Origin of the sequence: Streptomyces sp. NPDC088197 (genome assembly GCF_044741185.1) — a bacterium.
Taxonomy (GTDB): Bacteria; Actinomycetota; Actinomycetes; order Streptomycetales; family Streptomycetaceae; genus Actinacidiphila.
Genome location: NZ_JBIUSD010000003.1, coordinates 183,015 through 207,046, shown reverse-complemented (window position 1 = coordinate 207,046; position 24,032 = coordinate 183,015). Strand labels below are relative to the sequence as shown.

Here is a 24,032-nt window from a genome sequence, read left to right as displayed (position 1 = left end):
TCAGTTGGTCCAGATGCCGGTGATGTCCGCGGCGGACGCGGCGTTGCCCGCGTGCCCCGAGGTACCCGCCAGATCCTCCAGCGTGCGCAGCAGGTTGTAGTGGTTGTAGTTGGTCGCGGACGAACTGCCCGCGGTGACCGGCTGACCGTAGAAGACGGTCGGAATCCGGTTGCCGCTCAGCGAGTTGTCCTCGTCGAAGGTCACGACCAGCACGCTGTTGTGGGTCTTCGCCCACGTCGCGTACGCGCCCAGGTTGTTCTTGATCCAGGTGTCGCCGGTCGCCACCGAGCAGTCGTGCATGTCGCTGCACAGGTTCGGTACGACGAAAGACATCCGCGGCAGCGTCGAGTAGTCCGTCGGGAACTGCGCGAAGGTCTTCGCGGTCGACGTCGGGACATTGCCGAAGCCGAACCACGGGTTGTGCTTCTGCGCGTAGTTGCCGCTCTTGCAGGTCGTCGAACCCTGGCTCGGCAGCGTCTCGTTGTAACTGCCGAAGGTCTTGCCCGCGGCGATCACCTCGGAGCCGAGATTCGCGGCCGAGCTGAAGCCGATCTTCACGCAACTGTCGTCCGTCACGCCCTGCGTGGACCCGGAGAACAGCGCGTAGTAGTTCGGCTGGCTCGGGTGCGTGATCGCGTGGCTCTGCGTGAGATTCGCGCCGCCGGTCGCCAGCGAGTTGATGTACGGCGCGCTCGAACTGCCGATGACCTGGCTGTACGCGTGGTTCTCCATGACCACCACGAGGGTGTGGTCGGGGGTGGGCACAGAACCGGCCGCGTGCGCCGAGCCGCCGAGACCGGTCCACAGACCGGCGGACGCGGCGGCGAGGCCGACTGCGGACAACAGAGCGGTGCGGCTGCGGCGGGGCAGAGTCCAGCCGTGCACGGCGTACCTCCGGTAGTGGGGGGGAAGGACGAGGAACCGCTGTACATGACAATTTTAGGAGCCGGGCCGCGTCAGGGCGAGCGGGCGCCGGGTGAAATGAAGGCGAACACCGAGGTACGGCCTGCCGCCGGCTCCCGAGGCCCTCCTGCGGGGGACACCGCGCCCCTGCCCCCTACCGGGCAGCCCCGCCCGCCACGCCGCGCCACTCTCCCGCGTGGCCAAGCCCGCGATGTCCGCTCGCGCCGTGCGGGGCCTCCGGCAGGGAGGGGGGTGGTGTGGTCGGTGAGTCGGCGCTGCGCGCGCGCCGCGTGGTGCGGGTCGTGCGGTTGCGCCTGCGGCGCGGGGGGCCTCCGGCCGGGAGGTGGGGTGATGCGGTCGGCGGGGCGGCGCTGCGCGCGCCGTGCGTGCGGGTCGTGCGATTCCGTCCGCACGGCGGGGGGCCTTGGGTCGGAGGCCGGGGTGGTGCGGTTGCTGGGGCGGCGCTGCGCGCGCAGCGCGGTGCGAGCTATGCGGTTGCGCCCTCACCGTGCGGGTCGTGCGGTTGCGCCCGCGCCGTGCGGGCCTCCTGCCTTGGCCGCTTGCGGCAGCTCGGACGACTTGGTCGCGTCCACGCCCGTGCGGGCCTCTTGGTCGCTGGGGCGGGGCGGTGGATGGGGTCGTGTGCGCGGCGCGGGATCGGGGTCGGGTGGGCTGGTGGCCGCACTCCGGCTACCGAGCCCCCCGCAGGGGGTTACGCTCAAACCGAAGCCTTGATCGATCCGGGCTTGCGCGGGACCGTTCCGGGGTACGGGACACGCGCCACCGCGAAGCCAAACCAAGCCAAACCAAGCCAAGCCAGTCGAGCGTCACCCCGCCACACCACATGACCCGCCGGGAGGGCCGATGCAGGGACGCCGGAGCAGTACGTTCACGCGGCTGCTGCGGCACGGCTTCACGGACCCGGCGGCGGCCGAGCGGCTGCTGGAGCTGCCCGAGCTGTCGACGGTCAGGACGGACCCGGTGCTGCTGGAGGCGCTGGGCGCGACGGCCGACCCCGACCAGGCGCTGATCAGCCTGGTACGCCTCACGGAGGCGCTGGACCCGGCGGAGCGGCGGACACTGCTGGACACCGTCATGACGGCGAAGCCGCTGCGCGACCGCCTGCTGGGCATCCTCGGCGCCTCCGAGGCCCTCGGCGACCACCTCGCCCGGCACCCCGCCCACTGGCACGCGCTGGTGATGTACGAGTCCGCCGACCTGCACCCGGGCGTCGCCGACTTCGTCCGGGCCCTCTCGGGCGCCGACACCCCCGACGCGCTGCGCGTCGCCTACCGCCGCTGCCTGCTCGGCATCGCCGCCCGCGACGTGTGCGGCACCAGCGACCTGGTGCGTACCGCCGCGGAACTGGCCGACCTCGCCACCGCCACCCTGCGCGCCGCGCTGGCGATAGCCGCAGCCGAGAGCCCGCAGGACGCCGCCGTCTGCCGGCTGTCCGTCATCGGCATGGGCAAGTGCGGCGGCCACGAGCTGAACTACGTCTCCGACGTCGACGTCGTCTACGTGGCGGAACCGGCCGAGGAGACGGCGGGCCAGGAGGACGCGGAAGGCACCGCCGTACGCGCCGCCACCCGGCTGGCCGCCCGGATGATGCGGATCTGCTCCGACACCACCGCCGAGGGCACGATCTGGCCGGTCGACGCCAATCTGCGGCCCGAGGGCAAGAACGGGCCGCTGGTCCGTACGCTCTCCAGCCACCTCGCCTACTACCGGCGGTGGGCGAAGACCTGGGAGTTCCAGGCGCTGCTCAAGGCCAGGCCGGTCGCCGGGGACGAGGCGCTCGGCGAGGAGTACCTGGCCGCGATCCGCCCGCTGGTCTGGCAGGCCGCCGAGCGCGAGAACTTCGTCACCGACGTGCAGCAGATGCGCCGCCGCGTCGTGGAGAACATCCCCGCCGCCCAGATCGACCGCGAGCTGAAACTCGGCCCCGGCGGCCTGCGCGACGTCGAATTCGCCGTGCAGCTCCTCCAGCTCGTGCACGGCCGCACCGATCCGTCGCTGCGCAGCGGCACCACGCTGACCGCGCTCGCCGACCTCGCCGCGGGCGGCTACGTCGGCCGCACCGACGCCGCTGCGCTCGACGACGCCTACCGCTTCCTGCGGCTGATGGAACACCGCATCCAGCTCCAGAAGATGCGCCGCACCCACCTCGTCCCCGACGACCAGGCGGGACTGCGCCGCCTCGGCCGCGGCCTGGGCTTCCGCGCCGACCCGGTCGCCGAGCTGAACCGGGAGTGGAAGCGGCACGCCATGGAGGTACGGCGGCTGCACGAGAAGCTGTTCTACCGGCCGCTGCTGGACGCGGTCGCCCAGCTCGGCGGCGAGGAGACCCGGCTCAGCACCGACGCGGCCCGCCAGCGCCTCCAGGCGCTCGGATACGCCGACCCGGCCGCCGCCGTCCGCCACCTGGAGGCGCTGGCCAGCGGCGTGAGCCGCAAGGCCGCCATCCAGCGCACGCTGCTTCCGGTGCTGCTCGGCTGGTTCGCGGATTCCGCCGACCCCGACGCCGGGCTGCTCGGCTTCCGCAAGGTCTCCGACGCGCTCGGCAAGACCCCCTGGTACCTGCGGCTGCTGCGCGACGAGGGCGCGGCGGCGCAGCGGCTGGCCCGCGTGCTCTCCTCCGGGCGGCTCGCCCCCGACCTGCTGATGCGCGCCCCCGAGGCGGTCGCGCTGCTCGGCGCCGCCGACGGTCTCGTGCCGCGCGACCACGCCGCCCTGGAGCAGGAGGTGCTGGCCGCCGTCGGCCGCGCCGACACCCCCGAGCAGGCCATCGCCTCGGTACGGGGAGTACGCCGCCGCGAGCTGTTCCGTACCGCCGCCGCCGACCTCATCGACACCTACGGCGACGACGAGGAGGCCCAGGAGGAGACGCCCGAGGAGCCGCCGGACCCCGCCGCGCTGGTCGACCGCGTCGGCACCGCCATCTACGGGCTCACCGCCGCGACGCTCGCGGGCGCGCTGCGCGCCGCCGTCAACCACGTCACCGGCAACGACGCGCACCCGCTGCCCACCCGTTTCGCCGTCATCGGCATGGGCCGCTTCGGCGGCCGGGAGCTGGCCTACGGCTCGGACGCCGACGTGCTCTTCGTCCACGAACCGCTCGACGGCGCCGACGAGGGCGAGGCCACCCGCGCCGCGCTCGCCGTCGCCGACGAGCTGCGCCGCCTGCTCCAGATCCCCACCGCGGACCCGCCGCTGCTGGTCGACGCCGATCTGCGGCCCGAGGGCAAGAGCGGGCCCATGGTCCGCAGCCTCGCGTCGTACGCCGCCTACTACCGGCGCTGGGGGCTGATCTGGGAGAACCAGGCGCTGCTGCGCGCCCTGCCGGTCGCGGGCGACGCGGACCTCGGGGCGCGGTTCACCGCCCTGGTCGACCCGCTGCGGTACCCGGAGAACGGCCTCGAAGAAGAGGCGGTCCGCGAGATACGGCGCCTGAAGGCCCGGATGGAGACCGAGCGGCTGCCGCGCGGCGCCGACCCCACGACGCACGCCAAGCTCGGGCGCGGCGGGCTGTCCGACGTCGAGTGGACGATTCAGCTGGTGCAGCTCCAGCACGCGGGGCGGCTGCCCGCCCTGCGCACCACCGGCACCCGCCCGGCCCTCGCCGCCGCCCGCGAGGCCGGGCTCATCGACCCCGAGGACGCCGCCGTCCTCGACGACGCCTGGGTTCTCGCCACCCGCGTCCGCAACGCCGTCATGCTCGTCCGCGGCCGCCCCGGCGACACCTTTCCGAGTGACGGCCGCGAACTGGCCGCCGTCGGCCGCTACCTCGGCTACCCGCCCGGCCACGTCGGCGACATGCTGGAGGACTACCGCCGCCGCACCCGCCGCGCCCGCGCCGTCGTCGAACGCCTCTTCTACGCCTACGAGTAGCCCGCCTCGGACCGGCCCGCCTCGGACCGGCTCGGGTCGGGCGGGCTCGGGTCGGGGCGGCTCGGCCGTTCGTGGGTCGGGGGCCGGGGGCTGCGGGAGAGGGGTTCGAAATCGGTATATTTACGGCGCTTCTGGTACTCCGTATCCGGTGACCTCTCCTGCGCCACAAATATCCGGCAGCATTTCGAACCCCTCTCCCTCCGCCCCCAACCCCCTCCACCCCCGGATGTGGGAGGGGGAGGGGGTGGAACGGCGGGGCGCCCTCACGGTCTTGGACACCCGTCCACCCGCGGACCGTGTGAGAGTGCCACCCTCCCAGCCCCCGGGCGGAGGACGCTCGGGGCGCCCTCACGGTCCTTGCCACCCCTCCCGGCAACCCTCACCGGACCGTCGGACGCCGACGTACCCGGAGGGGACGGGCCGGGGTGCCCCCGCAGAAATACGTTGACGGCCGGGTACCGAATGCGGAAAGGCCAGGTGGTACGGATTTCGAGGAGGTGCCCCGGACCGGCACCGACCAGGCACAAGCGGCACCCGCAGACGACAAAACACCCGCACGGGTGGGCGGGCGGGCAAGAACACCCCACTTAGTCGGAAAGCGTCTCCGCCCACATACGAGACCAGCGATCCAACGGCGCGATGGCCTCGGCCAGCCCCGCCCCGAGAGGCGTGAGCCCGTAACGCCCCTGATCCCCCTGCGCGAGCAGCCCGGCCGCGGCCAACTCCCGCAACCGCTGATAAAGAACACTGGGCGACATCGCGTCGCACCGTTCACGCAGGTCACGAGCCCCGACCGGCCCGTCCCGCAGCTCCCAGAGAATGCGCAGCGCCCAGCGCCGCCCCAGCAGATCGAGCGCGGCCATCAGGGGCCGCCCGGTGCGCGAGCCACGGACCTCGCCGCCCGGCCGGGGGCCACCGGTGCCACCCTCCATCCGACCCTCCTTGACGCTTCTGATTCCGAAATCATACGGTGGTGTCAGGCGTTACGGAATGCGAAACGTACACGAGCCGGAGGAGCAGGGATGGGCGAACCGACCGCTTTCTACGAGCCCGACCCGGACGGGTCCTTCGTGGCGACGGACGCCACCCAGGGCCCCTGGTCGCCCGACCTCCAGCACGGCGGCCCGCCCAGCGCGCTGCTGGTCCGCGAGTTCGAGGCCCTGATCGCGGCGACGGCACGGAACGGCGACTCCGACGGCGACCCCGACATCGACTCCGAGGGCCACCCCGACGGCCACCTCGCGAAAATCGCCATGGACTTCCACGGCCCCGTCCCCGTCGGCCCGGTCCGCGTCCGCGCCTCCGTCCTCAAGCCCGGCAGACGCGCCCAGCTCCTCGCGGGCGAGCTGAGCGTCGACGGCCGGGTCGTCCTGTCGGCCCGCGCCTGGTGGCGCCGCCGCTCACCCGGCCTCGTACCGGACGTCCCCGTCCAGGCCGCGCCGCTGCCGGACCCCGACGACGTCGTCCCGGCCGACCCGCTCCCCGGCCACTTGGACCATGGCTGGATCGCGTCCATGGACTACCGCTACCTCGCCGGATTCGTCACGACGCCGGGACCGGCCACGGTGTGGGTGCGCCCGAAGTTCCCGCTCGTCGCGGGCGAGACGACCTCCGGCACTCAGCGGGCCGTCCTCGTCTCGGACGGCGCCAGCGGCTTCAGCGCCGCGCTGGACTTCCGCACCCACCTGTTCAGCAACCTCGACCTCGTGCTGAGCTTCCTGCGCCCGCCGGTCGGCCCCTGGGTGGCGCTGGACGCCGTGTCAGCCCTGGACGGGGCGGGCGGGGGTACGACCAGCACCCGCCTCGCCGACACCGCCGGTTACCACGGCTTCGCGCTCCAGACGCTGTACGTGGCGCCGCATCACGCCGTCTGAGGGTCCGACGCCCGGGCCGACACCGCGTCCACCGGCTGGCGCGGCATCCGGTACAGCCAGCGCCCGTAGACCAGGTACGAGATCCCGTAACCGACCGCCAGGCACACCACACCGCCGACCGCGTCCAGCCAGAAGTGGTTGCCGGTGGAGATGATGACCGTGAGGGTGAACACCGGGTACAGCGCGCCCAGCGCCTTCGCCCAGGTGTGCTTGGCCAGTATCGCGATGGTGATCCCGCACCACAGGGACCAGCCGATGTGCATCGACGGCATGGCCGCGTACTGGTTCGACACATGCGCCAGATTGCCCGAGGACAGCGAGCCCCAGGTGTGGTGCACCTCGACGGTGTCGATGAAGCCGCCGCCCGTCATCAGCCGGGGCGGCGCCAGCGGGTAGAAGTAGAAGCCGACCAGGGCCATGGCGGTGGTCACGAAGAGCACCAGACGGGCCGGGCCGTACCGCCCCGGATGGCGGCGGTAGAGCCACACCAGCACACCGATGGTGATGATGAAGTGCAGCGTGGCGTAGTAGTAGTTCATGATGACGATCAGCCAGGTCGCCGAATTCACGGCGTGGTTGACGGACCGTTCGATCGCCAGACCGAGGTGGTTCTCGAAGGACCACACCGACGCGGCGTGTCGCAGGGCGACGGCCTTCTGCTCCGGAACCGCGTTCCTGATCAGCGAGTACACCCAGTAACTGACGCCGATCAGCAGGATCTCGAACCAGAGCCGGGGTCTGCGGGGTGTGCGGATGCGCCTGAGGAGGGTGTGGCGCGGCTCCGTGCGGGCCACGCCGGTCGCTCCATCCGGGGGAGTGGAACCGGTGGAGCGCGGCGAGGCGGTCGTACGGCCGCCCATAGTCTTCGCAGTCGGTTCCCCCATGGGACACCAGTCTGCCAGATTCGCCCCGTATCGCAGGTCAGCCTTCGGTCGGATCCTGCGTGCCGCCCGTCCCCCTTGAGGAGGGTTTCTGTGCGGGCACGGGCGTGTTCCGCGCGGCCGGCGCGGCGGCTGTTGAACCTCGAACGACCAGCTCGGGCAGGAAGACGAATTCGCTGTGCGGCGCCGGTGTGCCGCCGATCTCCTCCAGCAGCGCGTTCACCGCGGCCTGGCTCATCGCCGCGACCGGCTGCCTGATGGTGGTCAGCGGCGGATCGGTAAAGGCGATCAGCGGCGAGTCGTCGTATCCGACAACCGAGACGTCCTCCGGCACCGACAGGCCCTGCTGCCTGGCCGCCCGGATCGCGCCGAGCGCCATCATGTCCGACGCGCAGACGATCGCGGTGCAGCCCGAGGCGATCAGCGCCGTGGCCGCCGCCTGACCGCCCTCCAGCGTGTACAGCGAGTGCTGGACCAGTGTCTGCGCCTCGTCCTCCGCCATGCCCAGCACGTCCGCCATGGACGCCGTGAAGCCCTCGATCTTGCGCTGTACGGGGACGTACCGTTTCTGCCCGACGGCCAGGCCGATCCTGCGGTGGCCGAGCGCCGCGAGATGGGTGACGGCCAGCCGGACCGCGTCCCGGTCGTCCGGCGACACGAACGGCGCGTCGACCTTCTCCGAGAAGCCGTTGATCAGCACGAACGGCACGCCCTGGCCCTGGAGCCTGGCGTAGCGCTCCATGTCGGCGGCCGAGTCGGCGTGCAGACCGGAGACGAAGATGATCCCGGCGACCCCCCGCTCGACCAGCATCTCAACCAGTTCGTCCTCGGTGGACCCGCCGGGCGTCTGGGTGGCCAGCACCGGGGTGTACCCCTGGCGGGTCAGCGCCTGTCCGATGATCTGCGCGAACGCGGGGAAGATCGGATTCAGCAGCTCGGGGGTGATCAGCCCGACCAGTCCGGCGCTGCGCTGGCGCAGCCGGACCGGCCGCTCGTACCCCAGGAGGTCGAGCGCGGCCAGTACGGATTCACGGGTGGTCGTGGAGACACCGGGTTTGCCGTTGAGTACCCGGCTGACCGTCGCTTCACTGACCCCCGCCTGGGCTGCGATGTCAGCGAGCCGCGCGGTCACAGCACCGGATGCTAGGGGACGGAACGCCACCACGTCAGATCGCCCACCAAATTGCCGTGTCTGCGGAGATAGTCAGCTCAATGCTGCCATTCTCCGTGTTCGGGACGCCCGCCGTCGAGTCGCCGCTGACATCGCTGTCACCGCTGACGTTACCGCCGCCGGAGCCGGAGCCGCTGGTGGAGCCGGAGTCGGAGCCGGAGCCAGCGCCCGCGCCCGCGCCCGCGTGCAGGCCGCTGTCGCTGGACAGCAGCATCCGCCCGGGGCCGGGAAGCGTCACCGTCACCGGCTCGCGGGTCAGGTTGACCGCGCAGACGAAGCTCCCGGCGCCGGGCTCGTCCCCGCCGCCCCTGCGGAAGGCCAGTACGCCCTCGGGCGCGTCCAGCCACGTCACCGCGGCGCCCGCGCCCAGCGCCGGGTGCTCCCGGCGCACCGCCAGGGCCGCCCGGTACAGCTCGAGGGTCGACGCCGGGTCGCCCGTCTGCGCCTCGACGCTCAGGCCCGCCCAGCTCTTCGGCTGCGGCAGCCAGCTCGGCCCGCCCGCCGGACCGAAGCCGTACGGCGCCTCGTCGCCCGACCACGGGATCGGCACCCGGCAGCCGTCGCGGAAGCCGTCCTGCCCGGCCGCGCGGAAGAACGACGGGTCCTGCCGTACCTCGTCCGGCAGGTCCGTCACGTCCGGCAGGCCCAGCTCCTCGCCCTGGTAGAGATAGGCCGAACCCGGCAGCGCCAGCATCAGCACGACCGCGGCCCGCGCCCTGCGCAGCCCCAACTCCCGGTCGCCCGGCTCACGTTGCTGCGTCCCCAGCTCCGGCGGGTTGCCGAAGCGCGTCGCGTGCCGGGTCACGTCGTGGTTGGACAGCACCCACGTGGCGGGCGCGCCCACCGCGCTCATCGCGGTCAGCGACTTGTCGATGACCTTGCGCAGCTCCGGCGCGTCCCAAGGGGTGCTCAGATACTCGAAGTTGAACGCCTGGTGCAGCTCGTCCGGGCGCAAGTAGAGCGCGGCCCGCTCGATCGTCGGCGTCCACGCCTCGGCGACCGCGATCCGGTCTCCCGCGTACTCGTCCAGGATGCGGCGCCAGCCGCGGTAGATCTCGTGCACACCGTCCTGGTCGAAGTACGGCATCGCCGCCGTGCCCAGCAGCGTGAGCTGCTCCGCGTGCCCGATGTCCGGCAGGCCATCGGCCTTCACCAGGCCGTGCGCGACGTCGATCCGGAAGCCGTCGGTGCCCAGGTCCAGCCAGAAGCGCAGCACGGAGCGGAACTCGTCGTGCACCGCCGGGTGGTTCCAGTTGAAGTCGGGCTGCTCGGGCGCGAACAGGTGCAGGTACCACTCGCCGGGCGTGCCGTCCGGGTTGAGCGTACGGGTCCAGGCCGGGCCGCCGAAGATGGACTCCCAGTCGTTGGGCGGCAGTTCGCCGTCCGCGCCCTTGCCGGGCAGGAAGTGGAAGCGGTCCCGCAGCGGCGAGCCCGGTCCCTCGTGCAGCGCCCGCTTGAACCACTCGTGCTGGTCCGAGCAGTGGTTGGGCACCAGGTCCACGATGACCTTCAGGCCCAGCGCGTGCGCGGCCCTGATCAGGTCGTCGGCGTCGGTGAGGCTGCCGAACATCGGGTCGACGGCCCGGTAGTCGGCCACGTCGTACCCCGCGTCGGCCTGCGGGGAGGCGTAGAACGGCGACAGCCACACCGCGTCCACACCCAGCTCGCGCAGGTACGGCAGCCGGGCGGTGATCCCGGGCAGGTCGCCCATGCCGTCGCCGTTGCCGTCGGCGAAGCTGCGCGGATAGACCTGGTAGATGACCGCGTCGCGCCACCAGTCTCTGCGCTCCGCCCCGGCGTCGCCAGCGGCGTCGGCAGTGGCGGAGCTGGGCGCGTGGGTGAGGTGCTGGCTCATGGCTTCCTTCATTGTTCCGGGCCTTCGGCGGCGGGGGAACGACAACTGGCTTACGTACGTGGTGCGGTGCGGACGGTCGGGCCCTCGCGGGGCCCTCGCGGGCCTCAGCCCTTGGTGCCTCCGGCGGTGAGGCCGGCCACCAGGTGGCGCTGGACGAGCAGGAAGACGATGCCCGCGGGGATCGCGATCACGACCGAGGCGGCGGTCATGCTGCCCCAGTCGGCGCGCTGGTCGGAGGCGAAGGTGCGGATGCCCGCCGCCAGCGTGGAGTGCTTGTTGCTCATGAACTGGCTGGAGTAGGCGACTTCGCCCCACGCGGTGAGGAAGCTGTAGAAGGCGGTGACCGCGAGGCCCGGCCGGGCCAGCGGCACGATCAGCCGCCAGAAGGTGCCGAACGGGGTCAGGCCGTCCACCCGGCCCGCCTCGTCGATGTCGCGCGGGATCGTGTCGAAGTACCCCTTGAGCATCCAGGCGCAGAAGGGCACCGAGATCGTGCAGTAGACCAGCACCAGGCCGAGGTAGGTGTCGATCAGGTCGAGCTGCGCCATCAGGTTGTACAGCGGCACGATCAGTACGGCCACCGGGAACATCTGCGTGATCAGGAAGGTCCACATCAGCGACTTGTGCCCGGGGAACTTCATCCGGGAGATCGCGTATCCGGCGCTGGAGGCGATCAGCACGCCGAGCACCGTGGTGGCCGCGGCCACGATCACCGAGTTGAGGAACCACTTGGGGAAGTTGGTGTGGAAGAGCACGAACCGGTAGTTGCCCAGGCTCAGATGGCGCATGACCTCGCCGGGCTGCTGCCACGAGGTGCTGGGGCCCAGCGAGATGAAGACGATCCACAGCACGGGGAAGACCGCGACGGCGCTCGCCACCAGCAAGGTGGCGTGCAGCGCGAGCGAGGCGCCGCGGCTGCGGGTGCCGCGCGGGCGGTACTTGCGGCGCGCGGCGGACCCGGGGGCCGCGCCGGTACGGGCGGCGGGGGCGGTGGCGGCCGGGCCGCTGTGGGTGGTGGCACTCATGGTGATCCGGCTCCTATGCCTGCTCGGACTTCAACTGGCGGCGGTAGAAGGTGGAGAAGGCCACAAGGATGAGGAGGATGACGATGCCGTAGGCCGCGGCGCCCGAATAGTCGGACACTCCGGTGAACGCCTTCTCGTAGGCGTACGTCACCAGGATGTCGGTGTCCCCTGTGGTGTTGTTGCCGAGCAGCAGGAAGATGATCGGGAACATGTTGAACGTCCACACGGTGCTCAGCAGGATCACCGTGCTTGTGACCGGCCGCAGGCCCGGCAGCGTCACGTTGAGGAACCGCTGCAACGGCGTCGCGCCGTCCATCTCGGCCGCCTCGTACAGCTCGCTGGGTATGGACTGGAGGCCGCCCAGGGTCGCCACCATCATGAACGGCACGCCGCACCAGACGTTGACGATGATGACCGCGATCTTCTGCGCGAAGGGGGTGCCCAGCCAGTCCTGGGCGGGCATTCCCATGTGCGTGATGATGTCGTTGAAGACGCCGTACTGCGAGTTGAACATCAGCCGCCAGGCGAAGACGCCGATGAAGGCGGGGACCGCCCACGGCAGGATCAGCGCGAGCCGGTAGAAGAGGCGGAAGCGCACCGGGCGGTTGAGCAGCATCGCCATGCCGAGGCCGATGGCGTACGTGATCGCGACGCAGGACACGGTCCAGATGACCGTCCACTGGAGCCGCGGGTAGAAGTCGCCGTCCTTGCCGGAGATGATCTGCCAGTAGTTGTGCAGGCCCACGAAGTCGTACGTGGCGCCGATGTGGACCGGGCCGATGTCCTTGGCGACGTTCATCTCGGTCGCGTTGGTGAGCGACAGGTAGATGCCGTACACCAGCGGGTAGAGGACGAGCACGCCGATGACGATGAGCACCGGGGCGACCATCACCCAGGCGTACCAGTACTTGTCCCAGGACCGCCGCAGCGACGTCCTGAGGCCCGGCCGGGGGGCCTTGCCCCGGGCGGGGGTGTCCATGGTGGCGGTGGTCATCGCTCCTCGGCTCTGTCGGGTCTTGTGGCTGTTCAGGAGTGGACCGGACCGGCCGGCCGGGCGCGTGGGCCCCGCCTGTTCAGGTGGCGGGGCCCCGGCCGGCCGGCCCGGAGAAAAGGGGGCTACTGGACGGTGAATCCGGGCAGCAGCTTGCCGAACTCCTTCGCCGCCGTGTCGAGCCCGTCCTTCACGGAGGTCTCACCCTGAAGGATCTTGATGTACTGCTGCTGGAGCGGCGTGAACAGGCTGCCGACCTGGGGCAGCGCCACCCGCGGCCGGGCGGTGTCCATGATCGGCTTGAACCCGGCGATCTGCGGGTTCTTGGTGACCTCGGCGGTGTACGCGGACGTCCGCGTCGGCAGCGTGCCGTTCTTCAGCGCGATCTGCTGCTGGCTGCTGGAGGAGGTCATGAACTGCGTGAACAGGTACGACGCGTCCAGGTTCTTCGAGCCCTGGTAGACCGCCAGGTCGTGACCGCCGGTCGGCGCCAGCGCCTTGCCGGTCGAACCGGCCGGGACCGGCGCGTACCCCAGGTTGCTCTCCTTGCCCTGGAAGGCGCTGCCCGCCAGGTCGTCGCTGACCGACCAGGGGCCCTGGATCAGCATCGCGACCTTGCCGGTCTTGAAGGACGTCTGCATGTTGTCGTACGCGCTCGCGAAGTCGACCTTCAGCGAGGAGGTGTCGTAGACCTCCTTGGCCTTGGTCACCGCCTTGACCGCCTCGGGCGAGTTGATCGTGATCTTCTTGCCCGCCGGGTCCGCCAGGTCGGCGCCCTCGCCGAACAGCAGCGGGAACAGGAAGTACGAGTCCGGGTTCACGTACGTGCCCGCGACCCCCGGCACCTTCTCCTTGATCGTCTTGGAGTCCGCGATCAGCTCGTCCCACGTCTTCGGCGGCGCCGCGATCCCCGCCTTCGCGAAGATGTCCTTGTTGTAGAGCAGCCCCAGCGTGTCCGTCACCGACGGCACCCCGTAGGTCTTCCCGTCGTACTTCGTCGTGTTCAGCGGCCCCGCCAGGAAGTCGTCGGCGTCCGTCAGCGCGGCCGTGCCGTCCAGCGGCGCGATGTAGTGCAGCGACGCGTACTCCGGGATCAGGCCGACGTCCGCCCTGATCACGTCCGGCGCGCCCTTGCCGCTCTGTGCCGCCGCCTTGAACTTCTGCTCCACCGTGGTGAAGTCCACGTTCTGGTAGTTCACCTTGATCTTCGGGTACTTCGCCTCGAAGTCCGCGATCAGCGCCTTGTACGTCGGAGCCTCGTTCTTCGCGTCCGAGGTGTCCCAGTACGTGATCGACCCGGTCACCGCCGCCGGGTCCTTCGCCGCCGACGCCTTGTCATCCTTGCTGTCACTGCTACCGCCACAGGCGGTCACCCCGAGAACGATGGCCGCGGCCATCGCCACGGCGGATATGCCGCGTCGCATACCTGACTCCTTGAAGAGGGAAGTGCCCGTTCGCCCAGATCCGACTGGCTCCACTGCTCGGGCTGGGCAGGAACGTAACAGCGATGCAATCCCTTGCGAAAGTCCTTGCAAGCAACTTTCTGCAAGAACCCTTCCGATGTGACGAACGCGTTACCACCGTGCGACACCCGCTCGGGGAGGCGGAACGCGGTGCGGACCGCGGACGGCCGGGGGGTGCCGGACGGCGGGAAGACCTGTACGGAAGGGGAGTTGAGGAGCGTTACCCGGCGTATCGCATGCTGGAATCCCTTACAAGGTCTTGCTGTAAGCCTCCCCGCGGGGATACGGTCCCGGTCAAGTTCGTTCCGGCGCCGATGCCGGAGCTGCACCGGGTTTTCATGCGCGTGGGGCCCCGGCGCGAGGCTGTCCCCTTTCCGCCGTCAGGCGGAGTAGTCGCAAGGAGAACCGCCCGTGGCCCTGCCGTTCAGGCTGCCCGCGTACCGGTCGCGGACCGGTAGACGTATCAGAAGCACCGCCGTCGCCACGGCGCTCGCCGCGCTCGTGGCGCTGGTCGTACCGGCCGCGTCCGCACACGGCGTGCCCGCCCCGCCACCACCGCCGTCGGACAAGGCGCTCGCCGGGCAGGCCGCGCGGCACGACGCCACGCGTGAGCAGTTCTACTTCGTGATGCCGGACCGCTTCGCCAACGGGGACAAGGCCAACGACAAGGGCGGTCTGACCGGCGGCAGGCTGACCACCGGGTACGACCCCACGGACAAGGGGTTCTACCAGGGCGGTGACCTCAAGGGCCTGACGCAGAAGCTGGATTACATCAAGGGCCTGGGCACCACCGCGATCTGGATGGCGCCGATCTTCAAGAACCGGCCGGTGCAGGGCACGGGCACGGACGCCAGCGCCGGGTACCACGGCTACTGGATCACGGACTTCACCCAGGTGGACCCGCACTTCGGGACCAACGACGACCTGCGCAGGCTGATCACCGCGGCGCACGCCAAGGGCATGAAGATCTTCTTCGACGTGATCACCAACCACACGGCCGACGTCATCGGCAACGCGGAGAACACGTACACCTACCTGTCCAAGGGCGCGTTCCCGTACCTCGCCGCGGACGGCACCCCCTTCGACGACAGCACCTACGCCGACGGCGGGAACGGCGCCGGGAAGGCGACATTCCCGAAGGTCACGACCGCGTCGTTCCCGCGCACGCCCATCGTGCCCGCGGACCAGAGGAACGCGAAGGTGCCGGCCTGGCTCAACGACCCGACGATGTACCACAACCGAGGCGACTCGACCTTCGCGGGCGAGAGCGCGGACCAGGGCGACTTCAGCGGCCTGGACGACCTGTGGACCGAGCGGCCCGAGGTCGTCAGCGGCATGGAGCGGATCTACGAGAAGTGGGTCAAGGACTTCGCGATCGACGGCTTCCGGATCGACACGGTCAAGAACGTCGACCTGCCGTTCTGGACGCAGTGGGCGACCGCGCTGGACGACTACGCGGCCAGGCACGGCCGGCCGAACTTCTTCATGTTCGGCGAGACGTACTCCGCCGACCCGGCGATCACCTCGCCGTACGTCACGCAAGGCCGCCTCGACGCGACGCTCGACTTCCCCTTCCAGGACGCGGCCCGCGCCTACGCCTCGCAGGGCGCGGCGCCCGCGAAGCTCGCCGGGGTCTACGGCCAGGACTACCGCTACACGACGGACAAGGCCAACGCGTACGAGCAGGTCACCTTCCTCGGCAACCACGACATGGGCCGGATCGGCTCCTTCCTGAAGCAGGACAACCCGGCGGCGGACGACGCCGAACTGGTGCGACGGGACCGGCTGGCCAATGAGGTGATGTTCCTCGGCCGCGGCAACCCCGTCGTCTACTACGGCGACGAGCAGGGCTTCACGGGCGCGGGCGGCGACAAGGACGCCCGGCAGACGATGTTCGCCTCCCAGGTCGCCGACTACCTCGACGACGACGAGATCGGTACGGCGCGCACGCACGCCGACGACGCGTACGACCCGACGCACCCGCTCTACCGCGCCATCGCCGCGCTGTCGAAGCTCACCAAGGACCACCCGGCGCTGCGCGACGGGGTCCAGACCGAGCGGTACGCGGAGCCCGGCACGGCGGCCGGTGTCTACGCGTACTCCCGCACGGACGCGAAGACGCGTGACGACTACCTGGTGGCGGTCAACAACGCGACGGCCGCGAAGACGGTCACGATCCCGGCTGCGGGCGCGGCGAAGGCCGCGTACCGGGCGCTGTACGGGACGACGGGGACGCTCACCACGGGCGGGGACGGTTCGCTCAAGGTGACGGTGCCCGCGCTGAGTTCGGTGGTCTACCAGGCCGCCAAGCCGCTGCCCGCGCCCACCGCGAAGCCGACGATAACGCTGGCCGCACCCGAGGCGGGCGCCACCGGCACCGTCGAGCTGACGGCCGACGTCAGCGGCGGCGGCCTCAACCGGGTCGTCTTCGCCGCCCAGACCGGCAACGCCACGTGGCAGGTGCTCGGTTCGGCCGACCACGCCCCGTACAAGGTGACGCAGACGATCGACCCGAAGACGGCGGCCGGAACGCCCGTACGCTACAAGGCCGTTGTGGTGGACGCCGCCGGACGTACGGCCGCGGCCACCGCCGCGACCAGCACCGGTACGACCCCGGTCACCCCGCCGCCCACCGCGATCAGCCACGACTACGCGGTGGTCCACTACCAGCGGACCGACGGCGACTACGCGGACTGGGGCCTGTACACCTGGGGCGACATCGCCGACGGCGAGGCCACCACGTACCCGGCGGGCCACGCCTTCACCGGCCGTGACGCGTACGGCGCCTTCGCCTATGTGAGGCTCAAGCCCGGCGCGTCCGATGTCGGCTTCATCGTCGTGAACAAGGACGGCGTCAAGGACACCGACGGCGACCGCGCGATCGACCTCACCGCGACCGGCGAGGTGTGGATCAAGCAGGGCAGCCCGGACGTGGCCACGGCCGCGCCGGACGGCGCCTACCCGCCGCAGGACACCGGCAAGGCCGTCCTGCACTACCACCGCGCGGACGGCGACTACACCGGCTGGGGCCTGCACGTCTGGACCGGCGCGGCCACCCCCACCGACTGGTCCTCGCCCGTCAGGCCGGCCCGGATCGACTCCTACGGCGCGGTGTACGAGGTCCCGCTCGCCGCGGGCGCCACCTCGCTCAGCTACATCCTGCACAACGGCGACGCGAAGGACCTGCCCAGCGACCAGTCGCTCGACCTGACCGGGACCGGCCACGAGGTGTGGCTGCTCGGCGGCACGGAAAAGTATCTCCTGCCGCAACCCCAGGGATCAGGAGCTGACTTGGACCTCACCAAGTCGCAGGCCCAGTGGATCGACCGTGACACCGTCGCCTGGCAGACCTCCGCCGCGGCGGCGTCCCAGCAGCTCGTCTACGCGCCCGACGGCGGCATCACCGTCAAGGACGGCGCGCTGTCGAGCGAGGGCAAGTGGCTGCGGCTGACGAAGGCCGCGACCGGTCTCACCGCCGCCCAGCTCGCCAAGTACCCGCAGCTCAAGGGGTATTCGGCCTTCACGATCGACCCGCGCGACCGGGCCCGCGCCACCGACGCGCTCAGCGGCCAGATCATCGCCACCCAACGCGCCGCCAACGGAGCCCTGTTGGCCGCGACGGGCGTCCAGACCCAGGGCGTGCTCGACGCGGTCTACGGCGCCGCCGCCGCGAAGGACACCCTCGGCCCGGTCTTCACGCACGGCACCCCGCGGCTGTCGCTGTGGGCGCCGACCGCGCACCGGGTGAGCGTGGAGATCGACGGCAGGACCGTACCGATGCGCCGGGACAAGGCCAGCGGCGTCTGGTCGGTGACCGGCAGCCGGTCGTGGACCGGGAAGACGTATCTCTACGACGTCACCGTCTGGGCGCCCAGCGTCCAAAAGCTCGTGGTCAACAAGGTCACCGACCCCTACTCGGTCGCGCTGACCACCGACTCCGAGCGCAGCCTGCTGGTCGACCTGGACGACCCGAAGCTCGCCCCCAAAGGCTGGGAGCGGCAGGCCAAACCGGCCGCGGCGCCGATCGGCCGGGCGCAGATCCAGGAGCTGCACATCCGCGACTTCTCGGTGGCCGACAGCACCGTCCCGGCCGCCGACCGCGGGAAATACGCCGCCTTCACCGACACCTCGTCCGCGGGCATGACCCACCTCAAGGCGCTCGCCGCGGCAGGCGTCAACTACGTCCACCTGCTGCCCGCCTTCGACTTCTCGACGGTGCCCGAACGCGAGCGGGACCAGGCGAAGCCCGCCTGCGACCTGGCCTCGTACGCGCCCGACAGCGAGCGGCAGCAGGCGTGCGTGACCGCGGCGGCGGCGAAGGACGCCTACAACTGGGGTTACGACCCGTACCACTTCACCGTGCCCGAGGGCTCCTACGCCAAGAACCCCGACGGGCCGCAGCGCACCACGGAATTCCGGCAGATGGTGCAGGGCCTCAACAACGCGGGCCTGCGCGTGGTCATGGACGTCGTCTACAACCACACCTCGGCGGCGGGCCAGGCCGACACCTCCGTCCTCGACAAGATCGTGCCCGGCTACTACCAGCGGCTGATGCCGGACGGCTCGGTCGCCACCTCCACCTGCTGCGCCAACACCGCGCCCGAGAACACCATGATGGGCAAGCTCGTCGTGGACTCGATCGTCACGTGGGCCAAGGAGTACAAGGTCGACGGCTTCCGCTTCGACCTGATGGGCCACCACCCCAAGGCGAACATCCTCGCCGTCCGCAAGGCGCTGGACGCGCTGACGCCCGGTCACGACGGCGTGGACGGGAAGAAGATCATCCTCTACGGGGAGGGCTGGAACTTCGGCGAGGTCGCCGACGACGCCCGCTTCGTCCAGGCCACCCAGGCCAACATGGCGGGCACCGGCATCGCGACCTTCTCCGACCGGGCGCGCGACGCCGTACGCGGCGGCAGTCCGTTCGACGAGGACCCCGGCGTGCAGGGCTTCGCCTCCGGCCTCTACACCGACCCCAACTCCTCGGTGAACAACGGCACTCCGGCCGAGCAGAAGGCCCGGCTGTTGCACTACCAGGACCTCATCAAGGTCGGACTCACCGGCAACCTCAAGGAGTTCGGCTTCACCGACTCGGCGGGCAAACGGGTCACCGGAGCCGAGATCGACTACAACGGCGCACCCGCCGGATACGCCGACGCGCCGGGCGACGCCCTCGCCTATGTCGACGCCCACGACAACGAATCCCTCTACGACGCCCTCGCCTTCAAGCTCCCCGTCGGCACCTCGGCCGCCGACCGCGCCCGTATGCAGGTCGTCGCCGAAGCCACCGCCGCGCTCTCCCAGGGGCCCGCGCTCTACCAGGCGGGCTCGGACCTGCTGCGCTCCAAGTCCCTCGACCGCAACTCCTTCGACTCCGGGGACTGGTTCAACGCGATCCACTGGCAGTGCGCCGACGGCACCGGCTTCGGCCGGGGACTTCCGCCCGCGGCCGACAACCAGGCCAAGTGGCCGTACGCCAAGCCGCTGTTGACGCAGCCCCAGCTCAGCCCCGGCTGCGCGCAGATCACCGCGGCCTCCGCCGCGTACCAGGATCTGCTGCGGATCCGCACCGCCGAGCCCGCCTTCCGGCTCGGCACCGCGGCCCAGGTCCAACAGCAGGTCTCCTTCCCGCTGTCGGGCCCCGACGAGACGCCCGGCGTCATCACCATGAAGGCCGGCGACCTGGTGATCGTCTTCAACGCGACGCCGACGACGCAGAAGCAGCGGGTGGAGGCGGCGCGCGGAACCTCGTACGCCCTGCACCCGGTGCAGGCGGCCGGGACCGATCCGGTCGTCAGGACCTCGACGTACGCGGCGGGGACCGGGACCTTCACCGTGCCGGGGCGGACGGTGGCGGTGTTCAGGACCGGTCGCTGAGGACCGTCGGGCGCCCGTGAGGGGAGCCCGCGATCCGGCCGTTTCCGCACTGAATCGCGGACGGCGGGAACCGCGGGCTCCCCTTGGCGCGTCAAGTTTTACGGCCGGGTCGTACGCCGGAGGGAACCAATGTTGCCCTGGATGCGTCCACGCCCATATGAGCTCCCCGCACATCAGGGTCCGCCCTGCCACGCCCGAAGACCTGAGCGCGATATCGGACATCCACGCCCGCGCCCGCGCCAGCTACTACGCGGGCCACCTCCCGGCCGAGGAGTACAGCGGCCCCGCGGAGCTGGAACGACAGCGCGTGGGTACGGCCAGGGCCATCTCCTCGGACGACCGGACCGTGCTGTGCGCGGTCAGGGACGACCGGGTGGTCGGCTTCGCCGTGCTCGCCGCCCGGCACGACGAGGACACCCTCTTCCACTTCCACATCGACCCCTCCGTCTGGCGCACCGGCACCGGCACCGCCCTGCACCGCGCCTGCGTCGCCGTCTGGCAGGCCGCGGGCCTCACCACCGCCCGCCTGGAGGTCTTCGCCCCCAACGCCCGCGCCCGCGCCTTCTACACCCACCAGGGCTGGCAGGAAGACGGCCGCACCGGCGACCACGTCCGCATGCGCCTCACCGTCCCCACCGCAGCCCCCACCCCCCAACCGGCCCACGAATAGCTCCGGCGGCCCCGGGCGCTACGAGGCGGGGAGCGGGGTCAGGGTGGCGCCGGTGGTGAGGTGGGCGGTGAGGGTGGCGCGAGTGCCGCGGGGGGCGCGGGTGGAGAGGTAGGGGCCGTCGGCGGAGGCGTGGACGCCCGCGGTGGCGGTGATCCGGGTGACGTCGCGGCTGCCCGCGGCGACGAGGTACCAGTGGGAGCGGGGGGACTGCCACATGACGCCCGCCATGACGTGCTGGCCGAAGCGGCTGCACGCGTTGCCGTCGGTCTGCCGGCCGGCGACGGTGCCGGGCGCGGCGGCGGGGGAGGACGGCGGGACGAAGGTCACGGTGGCCTGCCCCGGGCCGCGCCAGGTGTCGGCGCGGGCGCAGGTCCAGGACGCCTCGCCGCCGCCCTCGGGCAGCGGGGTACGGGCGAACTCCCAGTTGTTGACGGCCTTCACGCCCTGCCCGCGCAACTCGCCCAGATAGCAGGCGTTGTGCGCCCAACTGACCAGCGCCTGAGCCCCGGTGGCCTCACGCGGCTGCCGCGCCGGGACACCGCCGCCCGGAGGCGGGGTGTACGTGAGGTGGACCGGCGACAGGTCGCCGAGGTCGGTCAGCAGGAAGGTGTGGCTCTCCACGATCCTCGAGGACGACTTGAGCTGCACCACCGGCCAGGCGCTGCCGCACGCACCCGCGGCGGCCCCCGCGCCCGGCATCCGTACCGGATCGGTCACCCCGTCCGCGTCGCGGTGCAGCGGCGCGCCGAGGACGTTGGGCCGCATCAGATCGCGGGTCTGCGCGTCCGCGATCCACGGGGCGGTCAGGAAACGGGTGTTGCCGTCCACCCGGTCGACCACGACCGCCGCCGCCGTCGTCACATCGGCGTCCTGCACCTGCGCGAAGTCCAGCGCGGCGCGCCCCGAACCGCTGCGCGGCTGCGCGTAACGGACGATCCGCAGACCGTCGTAGAAGATCACCACCGCCGCCGCGTCGACATTCCCCGCGAAGAGCAACTGCGGCGGCTGGGCAGGGGCGTTGCGCGGAGTGCCGGGCGTCGAGGAGACGTCCACGTCCGCGCCGGGGCGCGCCCACACCGCGAGCGCCCGGCCGAGCAGCGCCTTGTCGTCGGCCCGGCCGCCGCGCGCGGGCCACGCCGTGAAGTCCATCCGCGCGGTCGACGCCCACAGCGCCGCGTCCGGCCGTACGAGAGCGGCCGGATCGAGCGCGCGGGCCGCGTCCCCCGCACCGGACGCGGGAGAGCCCGGCGCCGCGTACGACGCCGTACCGCCGTCGCCGCCGCTGCCCCACACCGCCCAGCCGGAGACCAGCACGGCGGCCACCGCGACGGCCGCCCCGGTCACCAGCCCCGCGCGTCTGCGCTGCCTGCGCCGCAGCAGGTCGGTCGGCCCCACCTGGAGCGTGCAGGGATCGAACTCACCGGCCGTCAGCAGGTGTTGGCCGCCCTTGACGGCCGCCGCCGCCCGCATCGCGCCGCGCGGATCGGCCGCGCCCGCGGACCTCAGCACGGCCAGCACCTCGGCGTCGGCCAACTCCTCGACCCCGCGCAGCGCGAACGCCGCCCGTGCCTCGGGCGCCAACTCCGCCAGCGCCCGGTCCAGCGCCAACTCCTCGCTGCCGCCCGCCCGCGGATGCAGCCGCAAGCCGACGACCTGCGGCAGCGCCGTACCACCGGCGGCGGCCGTACGCACACGCTCCCGCCAGCCCCAACGGCCGCCGCCGTGCCGCCCGTAGGCCAGCGCCTCGCGCAACACCTCGTGCCGCAGCAGCGCGTACGCCTCACCGCGCGGCCCGTCCGACGCACCCGCCGTCCCCGGCGGATACCGCCGGTCGCGCGGCAGCGACCGCTGCACCAGGCGGTGCGCGGTCAGCACTCTGCGATGCGTGCCGAGCGCGGTGGGCAGCGCCAGATACGCCAGCCGTACCAGGCGCGGGTAGTGCTCGACGAGCGCCGCCTCCGCCTCTTCCACAGCGACCGGGCCGGGCTCGTCATCGGCGGAATCGCTTTCTGCTGAGCGCGTGTTCACGCCCCGTCAAACGAGTGGATCATCCGATGGTCACGAGATACCGCTCGCGCGCGGCGGTCCCGACGCGCCGGGGCGCCCGTCACCTGACCGTGACGGGCGCCCTGTACAACGGAGTTGACGCAGGTCAGACCAGTCCGGCCTTCTCCAGCGCCGTACCGCACGTGTCCACCATGAGCCGCGTCACCACGTACGGGTCCATGTTCGCGTTCGGGCGGCGGTCCTCGATGTAGCCCTTCTGGTCCACCTCGACCTGCCACGGGATACGCACCGAAGCGCCGCGGTTGGAGACGCCGTAGCTGTACTCGTTCCACGGAGCGGTCTCGTGCGCGCCGGTCAGCCGCGCCTCGACGCCGACGCCGTAGTTCTTGATGTGCTCCAGCGGCTTGTCGTCGCGGCCCAGCGACTCGGCGGCCTCGATGATCGCCTCGTAGCCCTCGCGCATCGCCTTGGTGGAGAAGTTCGTGTGCGCGCCCGCGCCGTTCCAGTCGCCCTTGGCGGGCTTCGGGTCCAGCGTCGCCGAGACGCCGAAGTCCTCCGCCGTGCGGTACAGCAGCCAGCGCGCCACCCACAGGTGGTCGGAGACCTCCAGCGGGCTCAGCGGCCCGACCTGGAACTCCCACTGCCCCGGCATGACCTCGGCGTTGATCCCCGAGATGCCCAGGCCCGCGGCCAGGCAGTTCTCCAGGTGCTTCTCGACCACCGGACGGCCGAAGATCTCGTCCGCGCCGACCCCGCAGTAGTAACCGCCCTGCGGCGCCGGGTACCCGCCCTCGGGGAACCCGAGCGGACGCGAGCCCTGGAAGAACGTGTACTCCTGCTCGATGCCGAACAGCGACTCCTGCGCCGCGAACTTCTCCGCCACCTCGCGCAGCGCGGCCCGCGTGTTGGACTCGTGCGGCGTCCCGTCGATGTTGAAGACCTCGCACATCACCAGGACGTCGTCCCCGCCGCGGATCGGGTCGGGGAACGAGGAGACCGGCTTGAGTACGCGGTCGGACGCGTGGCCCTCCGCCTGGTTGGTGCTGGAACCGTCGAAGCCCCAGATCGGGAGCTCGGCGCCGTCGGCCAGGATGCGCGTCTTGGAACGCAGCTTCGCGGTCGGCAGGGTGCCGTCTATCCAGATGTACTCAGCCTTGTAGGTCACGGGACGCCATCCTTAACGAACAGTCTTCGCGGGTGCTGGCCGAGCTGCGCTGATCGAGCCACCCGCAGCGTCGCAAAATCCCTTTTCCCGACTGTTGCCCACGTGTTAACCCACTGTGAACGCCCCTACGTGACCAGCGGCAACGCCCCAGGAGCCCCGCCTGTCACCGCTGCGCGGTGGGCTTCGCCGCTGGGGTGCGTTTGCACGAGGGGCTGCGCCCTTGCGGCACCGCTGCGCGGTGGGGTTCACCGCTGGGGTG

General features: G+C 71.4%; 14 protein-coding genes. 4 read left to right on the top strand and 10 right to left on the bottom strand.

Annotated features, from left to right (window positions below):
- Entirely contained in the window at positions 1–870 is an 870-nt protein-coding gene (locus tag ACIOC1_RS09395; RefSeq protein ID WP_223186218.1) for an alkaline phosphatase family protein, read from the bottom strand.
- 897 nt (positions 871–1,767) lie between these two features.
- On the opposite strand from ACIOC1_RS09395, the gene ACIOC1_RS09390 reads away from it, so the two are divergent.
- Positions 1,768–4,794: a bifunctional [glutamine synthetase] adenylyltransferase/[glutamine synthetase]-adenylyl-L-tyrosine phosphorylase gene (locus ACIOC1_RS09390; protein WP_401853008.1), complete on the top strand. Its 3,027-nt coding sequence runs from the start codon at positions 1,768–1,770 to the stop codon at positions 4,792–4,794.
- 587 nt (positions 4,795–5,381) lie between these two features.
- Here the strand turns inward: ACIOC1_RS09390 and ACIOC1_RS09385 are convergent.
- A complete protein-coding gene (locus ACIOC1_RS09385; protein ID WP_401853624.1) occupies positions 5,382–5,657 on the bottom strand; it encodes a winged helix-turn-helix transcriptional regulator in 276 nt (91 codons plus the stop codon).
- A 159-nt stretch (positions 5,658–5,816) separates the two neighbouring features.
- Here ACIOC1_RS09385 and ACIOC1_RS09380 point away from each other — a divergent pair, with 159 nt between their 5' ends.
- A complete protein-coding gene (locus ACIOC1_RS09380; protein WP_401853006.1) occupies positions 5,817–6,668 on the top strand; it encodes a thioesterase family protein in 852 nt (283 codons plus the stop codon).
- On the opposite strand, the gene ACIOC1_RS09375 is transcribed toward ACIOC1_RS09380, so the two are convergent.
- The 6 genes from ACIOC1_RS09375 to ACIOC1_RS09350 form a co-directional block, all read right to left on the bottom strand.
- Entirely contained in the window at positions 6,656–7,552 is an 897-nt protein-coding gene (locus ACIOC1_RS09375; RefSeq protein WP_401853003.1) for a phosphatase PAP2 family protein, read from the bottom strand. The genes ACIOC1_RS09380 and ACIOC1_RS09375 overlap by 13 nt on opposite strands.
- Positions 7,553–7,589: 37 nt before the next feature.
- Positions 7,590–8,681 (bottom strand): LacI family DNA-binding transcriptional regulator, encoded by a 1,092-nt coding sequence (locus tag ACIOC1_RS09370; protein WP_355334408.1) that lies wholly within the window; start codon positions 8,679–8,681, stop codon positions 7,590–7,592.
- 34 nt (positions 8,682–8,715) lie between these two features.
- The gene (locus ACIOC1_RS09365) at positions 8,716–10,575 is read right to left on the bottom strand and encodes a glycoside hydrolase family 13 protein (RefSeq protein WP_401853000.1); all 1,860 of its coding nucleotides are present in this window, start codon (positions 10,573–10,575) and stop codon (positions 8,716–8,718) included.
- A 104-nt stretch (positions 10,576–10,679) separates the two neighbouring features.
- Positions 10,680–11,600, bottom strand: a complete 921-nt coding sequence (locus tag ACIOC1_RS09360) for a carbohydrate ABC transporter permease (protein ID WP_355334406.1) — start codon at positions 11,598–11,600, stop codon at positions 10,680–10,682.
- Between the two features lie 13 nt (positions 11,601–11,613).
- Positions 11,614–12,594: a carbohydrate ABC transporter permease gene (locus tag ACIOC1_RS09355; RefSeq protein WP_188283291.1), complete on the bottom strand. Its 981-nt coding sequence runs from the start codon at positions 12,592–12,594 to the stop codon at positions 11,614–11,616.
- Between the two features lie 122 nt (positions 12,595–12,716).
- Complete coding sequence (locus ACIOC1_RS09350; RefSeq protein ID WP_355334402.1) at positions 12,717–14,015, bottom strand: extracellular solute-binding protein; 1,299 nt, start codon at positions 14,013–14,015, stop codon at positions 12,717–12,719.
- A 450-nt stretch (positions 14,016–14,465) separates the two neighbouring features.
- Here ACIOC1_RS09350 and pulA point away from each other — a divergent pair, with 450 nt between their 5' ends.
- Positions 14,466–19,931, top strand: coding sequence for a pullulanase-type alpha-1,6-glucosidase (gene pulA, locus ACIOC1_RS09345; protein ID WP_401852997.1), 5,466 nt, complete (start codon positions 14,466–14,468; stop codon positions 19,929–19,931).
- A gap of 157 nt (positions 19,932–20,088) precedes the next feature.
- Complete coding sequence (locus ACIOC1_RS09340) at positions 20,089–20,601, top strand: GNAT family N-acetyltransferase (RefSeq protein WP_355334400.1); 513 nt, start codon at positions 20,089–20,091, stop codon at positions 20,599–20,601.
- An 18-nt stretch (positions 20,602–20,619) separates the two neighbouring features.
- Here the strand turns inward: ACIOC1_RS09340 and ACIOC1_RS09335 are convergent, their stop codons facing one another.
- Entirely contained in the window at positions 20,620–22,629 is a 2,010-nt protein-coding gene (locus tag ACIOC1_RS09335; RefSeq protein ID WP_401852994.1) for a hypothetical protein, read from the bottom strand.
- Positions 22,630–22,753: 124 nt separating this feature from the next.
- A complete protein-coding gene (glnII, locus tag ACIOC1_RS09330; protein WP_355334395.1) occupies positions 22,754–23,773 on the bottom strand; it encodes a glutamine synthetase in 1,020 nt (339 codons plus the stop codon).
- Positions 23,774–24,032 lie beyond the last annotated feature (259 nt).

Coding starts and splice junctions, on each gene's coding strand:
- ACIOC1_RS09360 (WP_355334406.1), bottom strand. CDS start 11,600: ATGAGTGCCACCACCCACAGCGGCCCGGCCGCCACCGCCCCCGCCGCC.
- ACIOC1_RS09380 (WP_401853006.1), top strand. CDS start 5,817: ATGGGCGAACCGACCGCTTTCTACGAGCCCGACCCGGACGGGTCCTTC.
- ACIOC1_RS09355 (WP_188283291.1), bottom strand. CDS start 12,594: ATGACCACCGCCACCATGGACACCCCCGCCCGGGGCAAGGCCCCCCGG.
- ACIOC1_RS09350 (WP_355334402.1), bottom strand. CDS start 14,015: ATGCGACGCGGCATATCCGCCGTGGCGATGGCCGCGGCCATCGTTCTC.
- ACIOC1_RS09375 (WP_401853003.1), bottom strand. CDS start 7,552: ATGGGGGAACCGACTGCGAAGACTATGGGCGGCCGTACGACCGCCTCG.
- ACIOC1_RS09390 (WP_401853008.1), top strand. CDS start 1,768: ATGCAGGGACGCCGGAGCAGTACGTTCACGCGGCTGCTGCGGCACGGC.
- ACIOC1_RS09365 (WP_401853000.1), bottom strand. CDS start 10,575: ATGAGCCAGCACCTCACCCACGCGCCCAGCTCCGCCACTGCCGACGCC.
- ACIOC1_RS09385 (WP_401853624.1), bottom strand. CDS start 5,657: ATGGCCGCGCTCGATCTGCTGGGGCGGCGCTGGGCGCTGCGCATTCTC.
- ACIOC1_RS09340 (WP_355334400.1), top strand. CDS start 20,089: ATGAGCTCCCCGCACATCAGGGTCCGCCCTGCCACGCCCGAAGACCTG.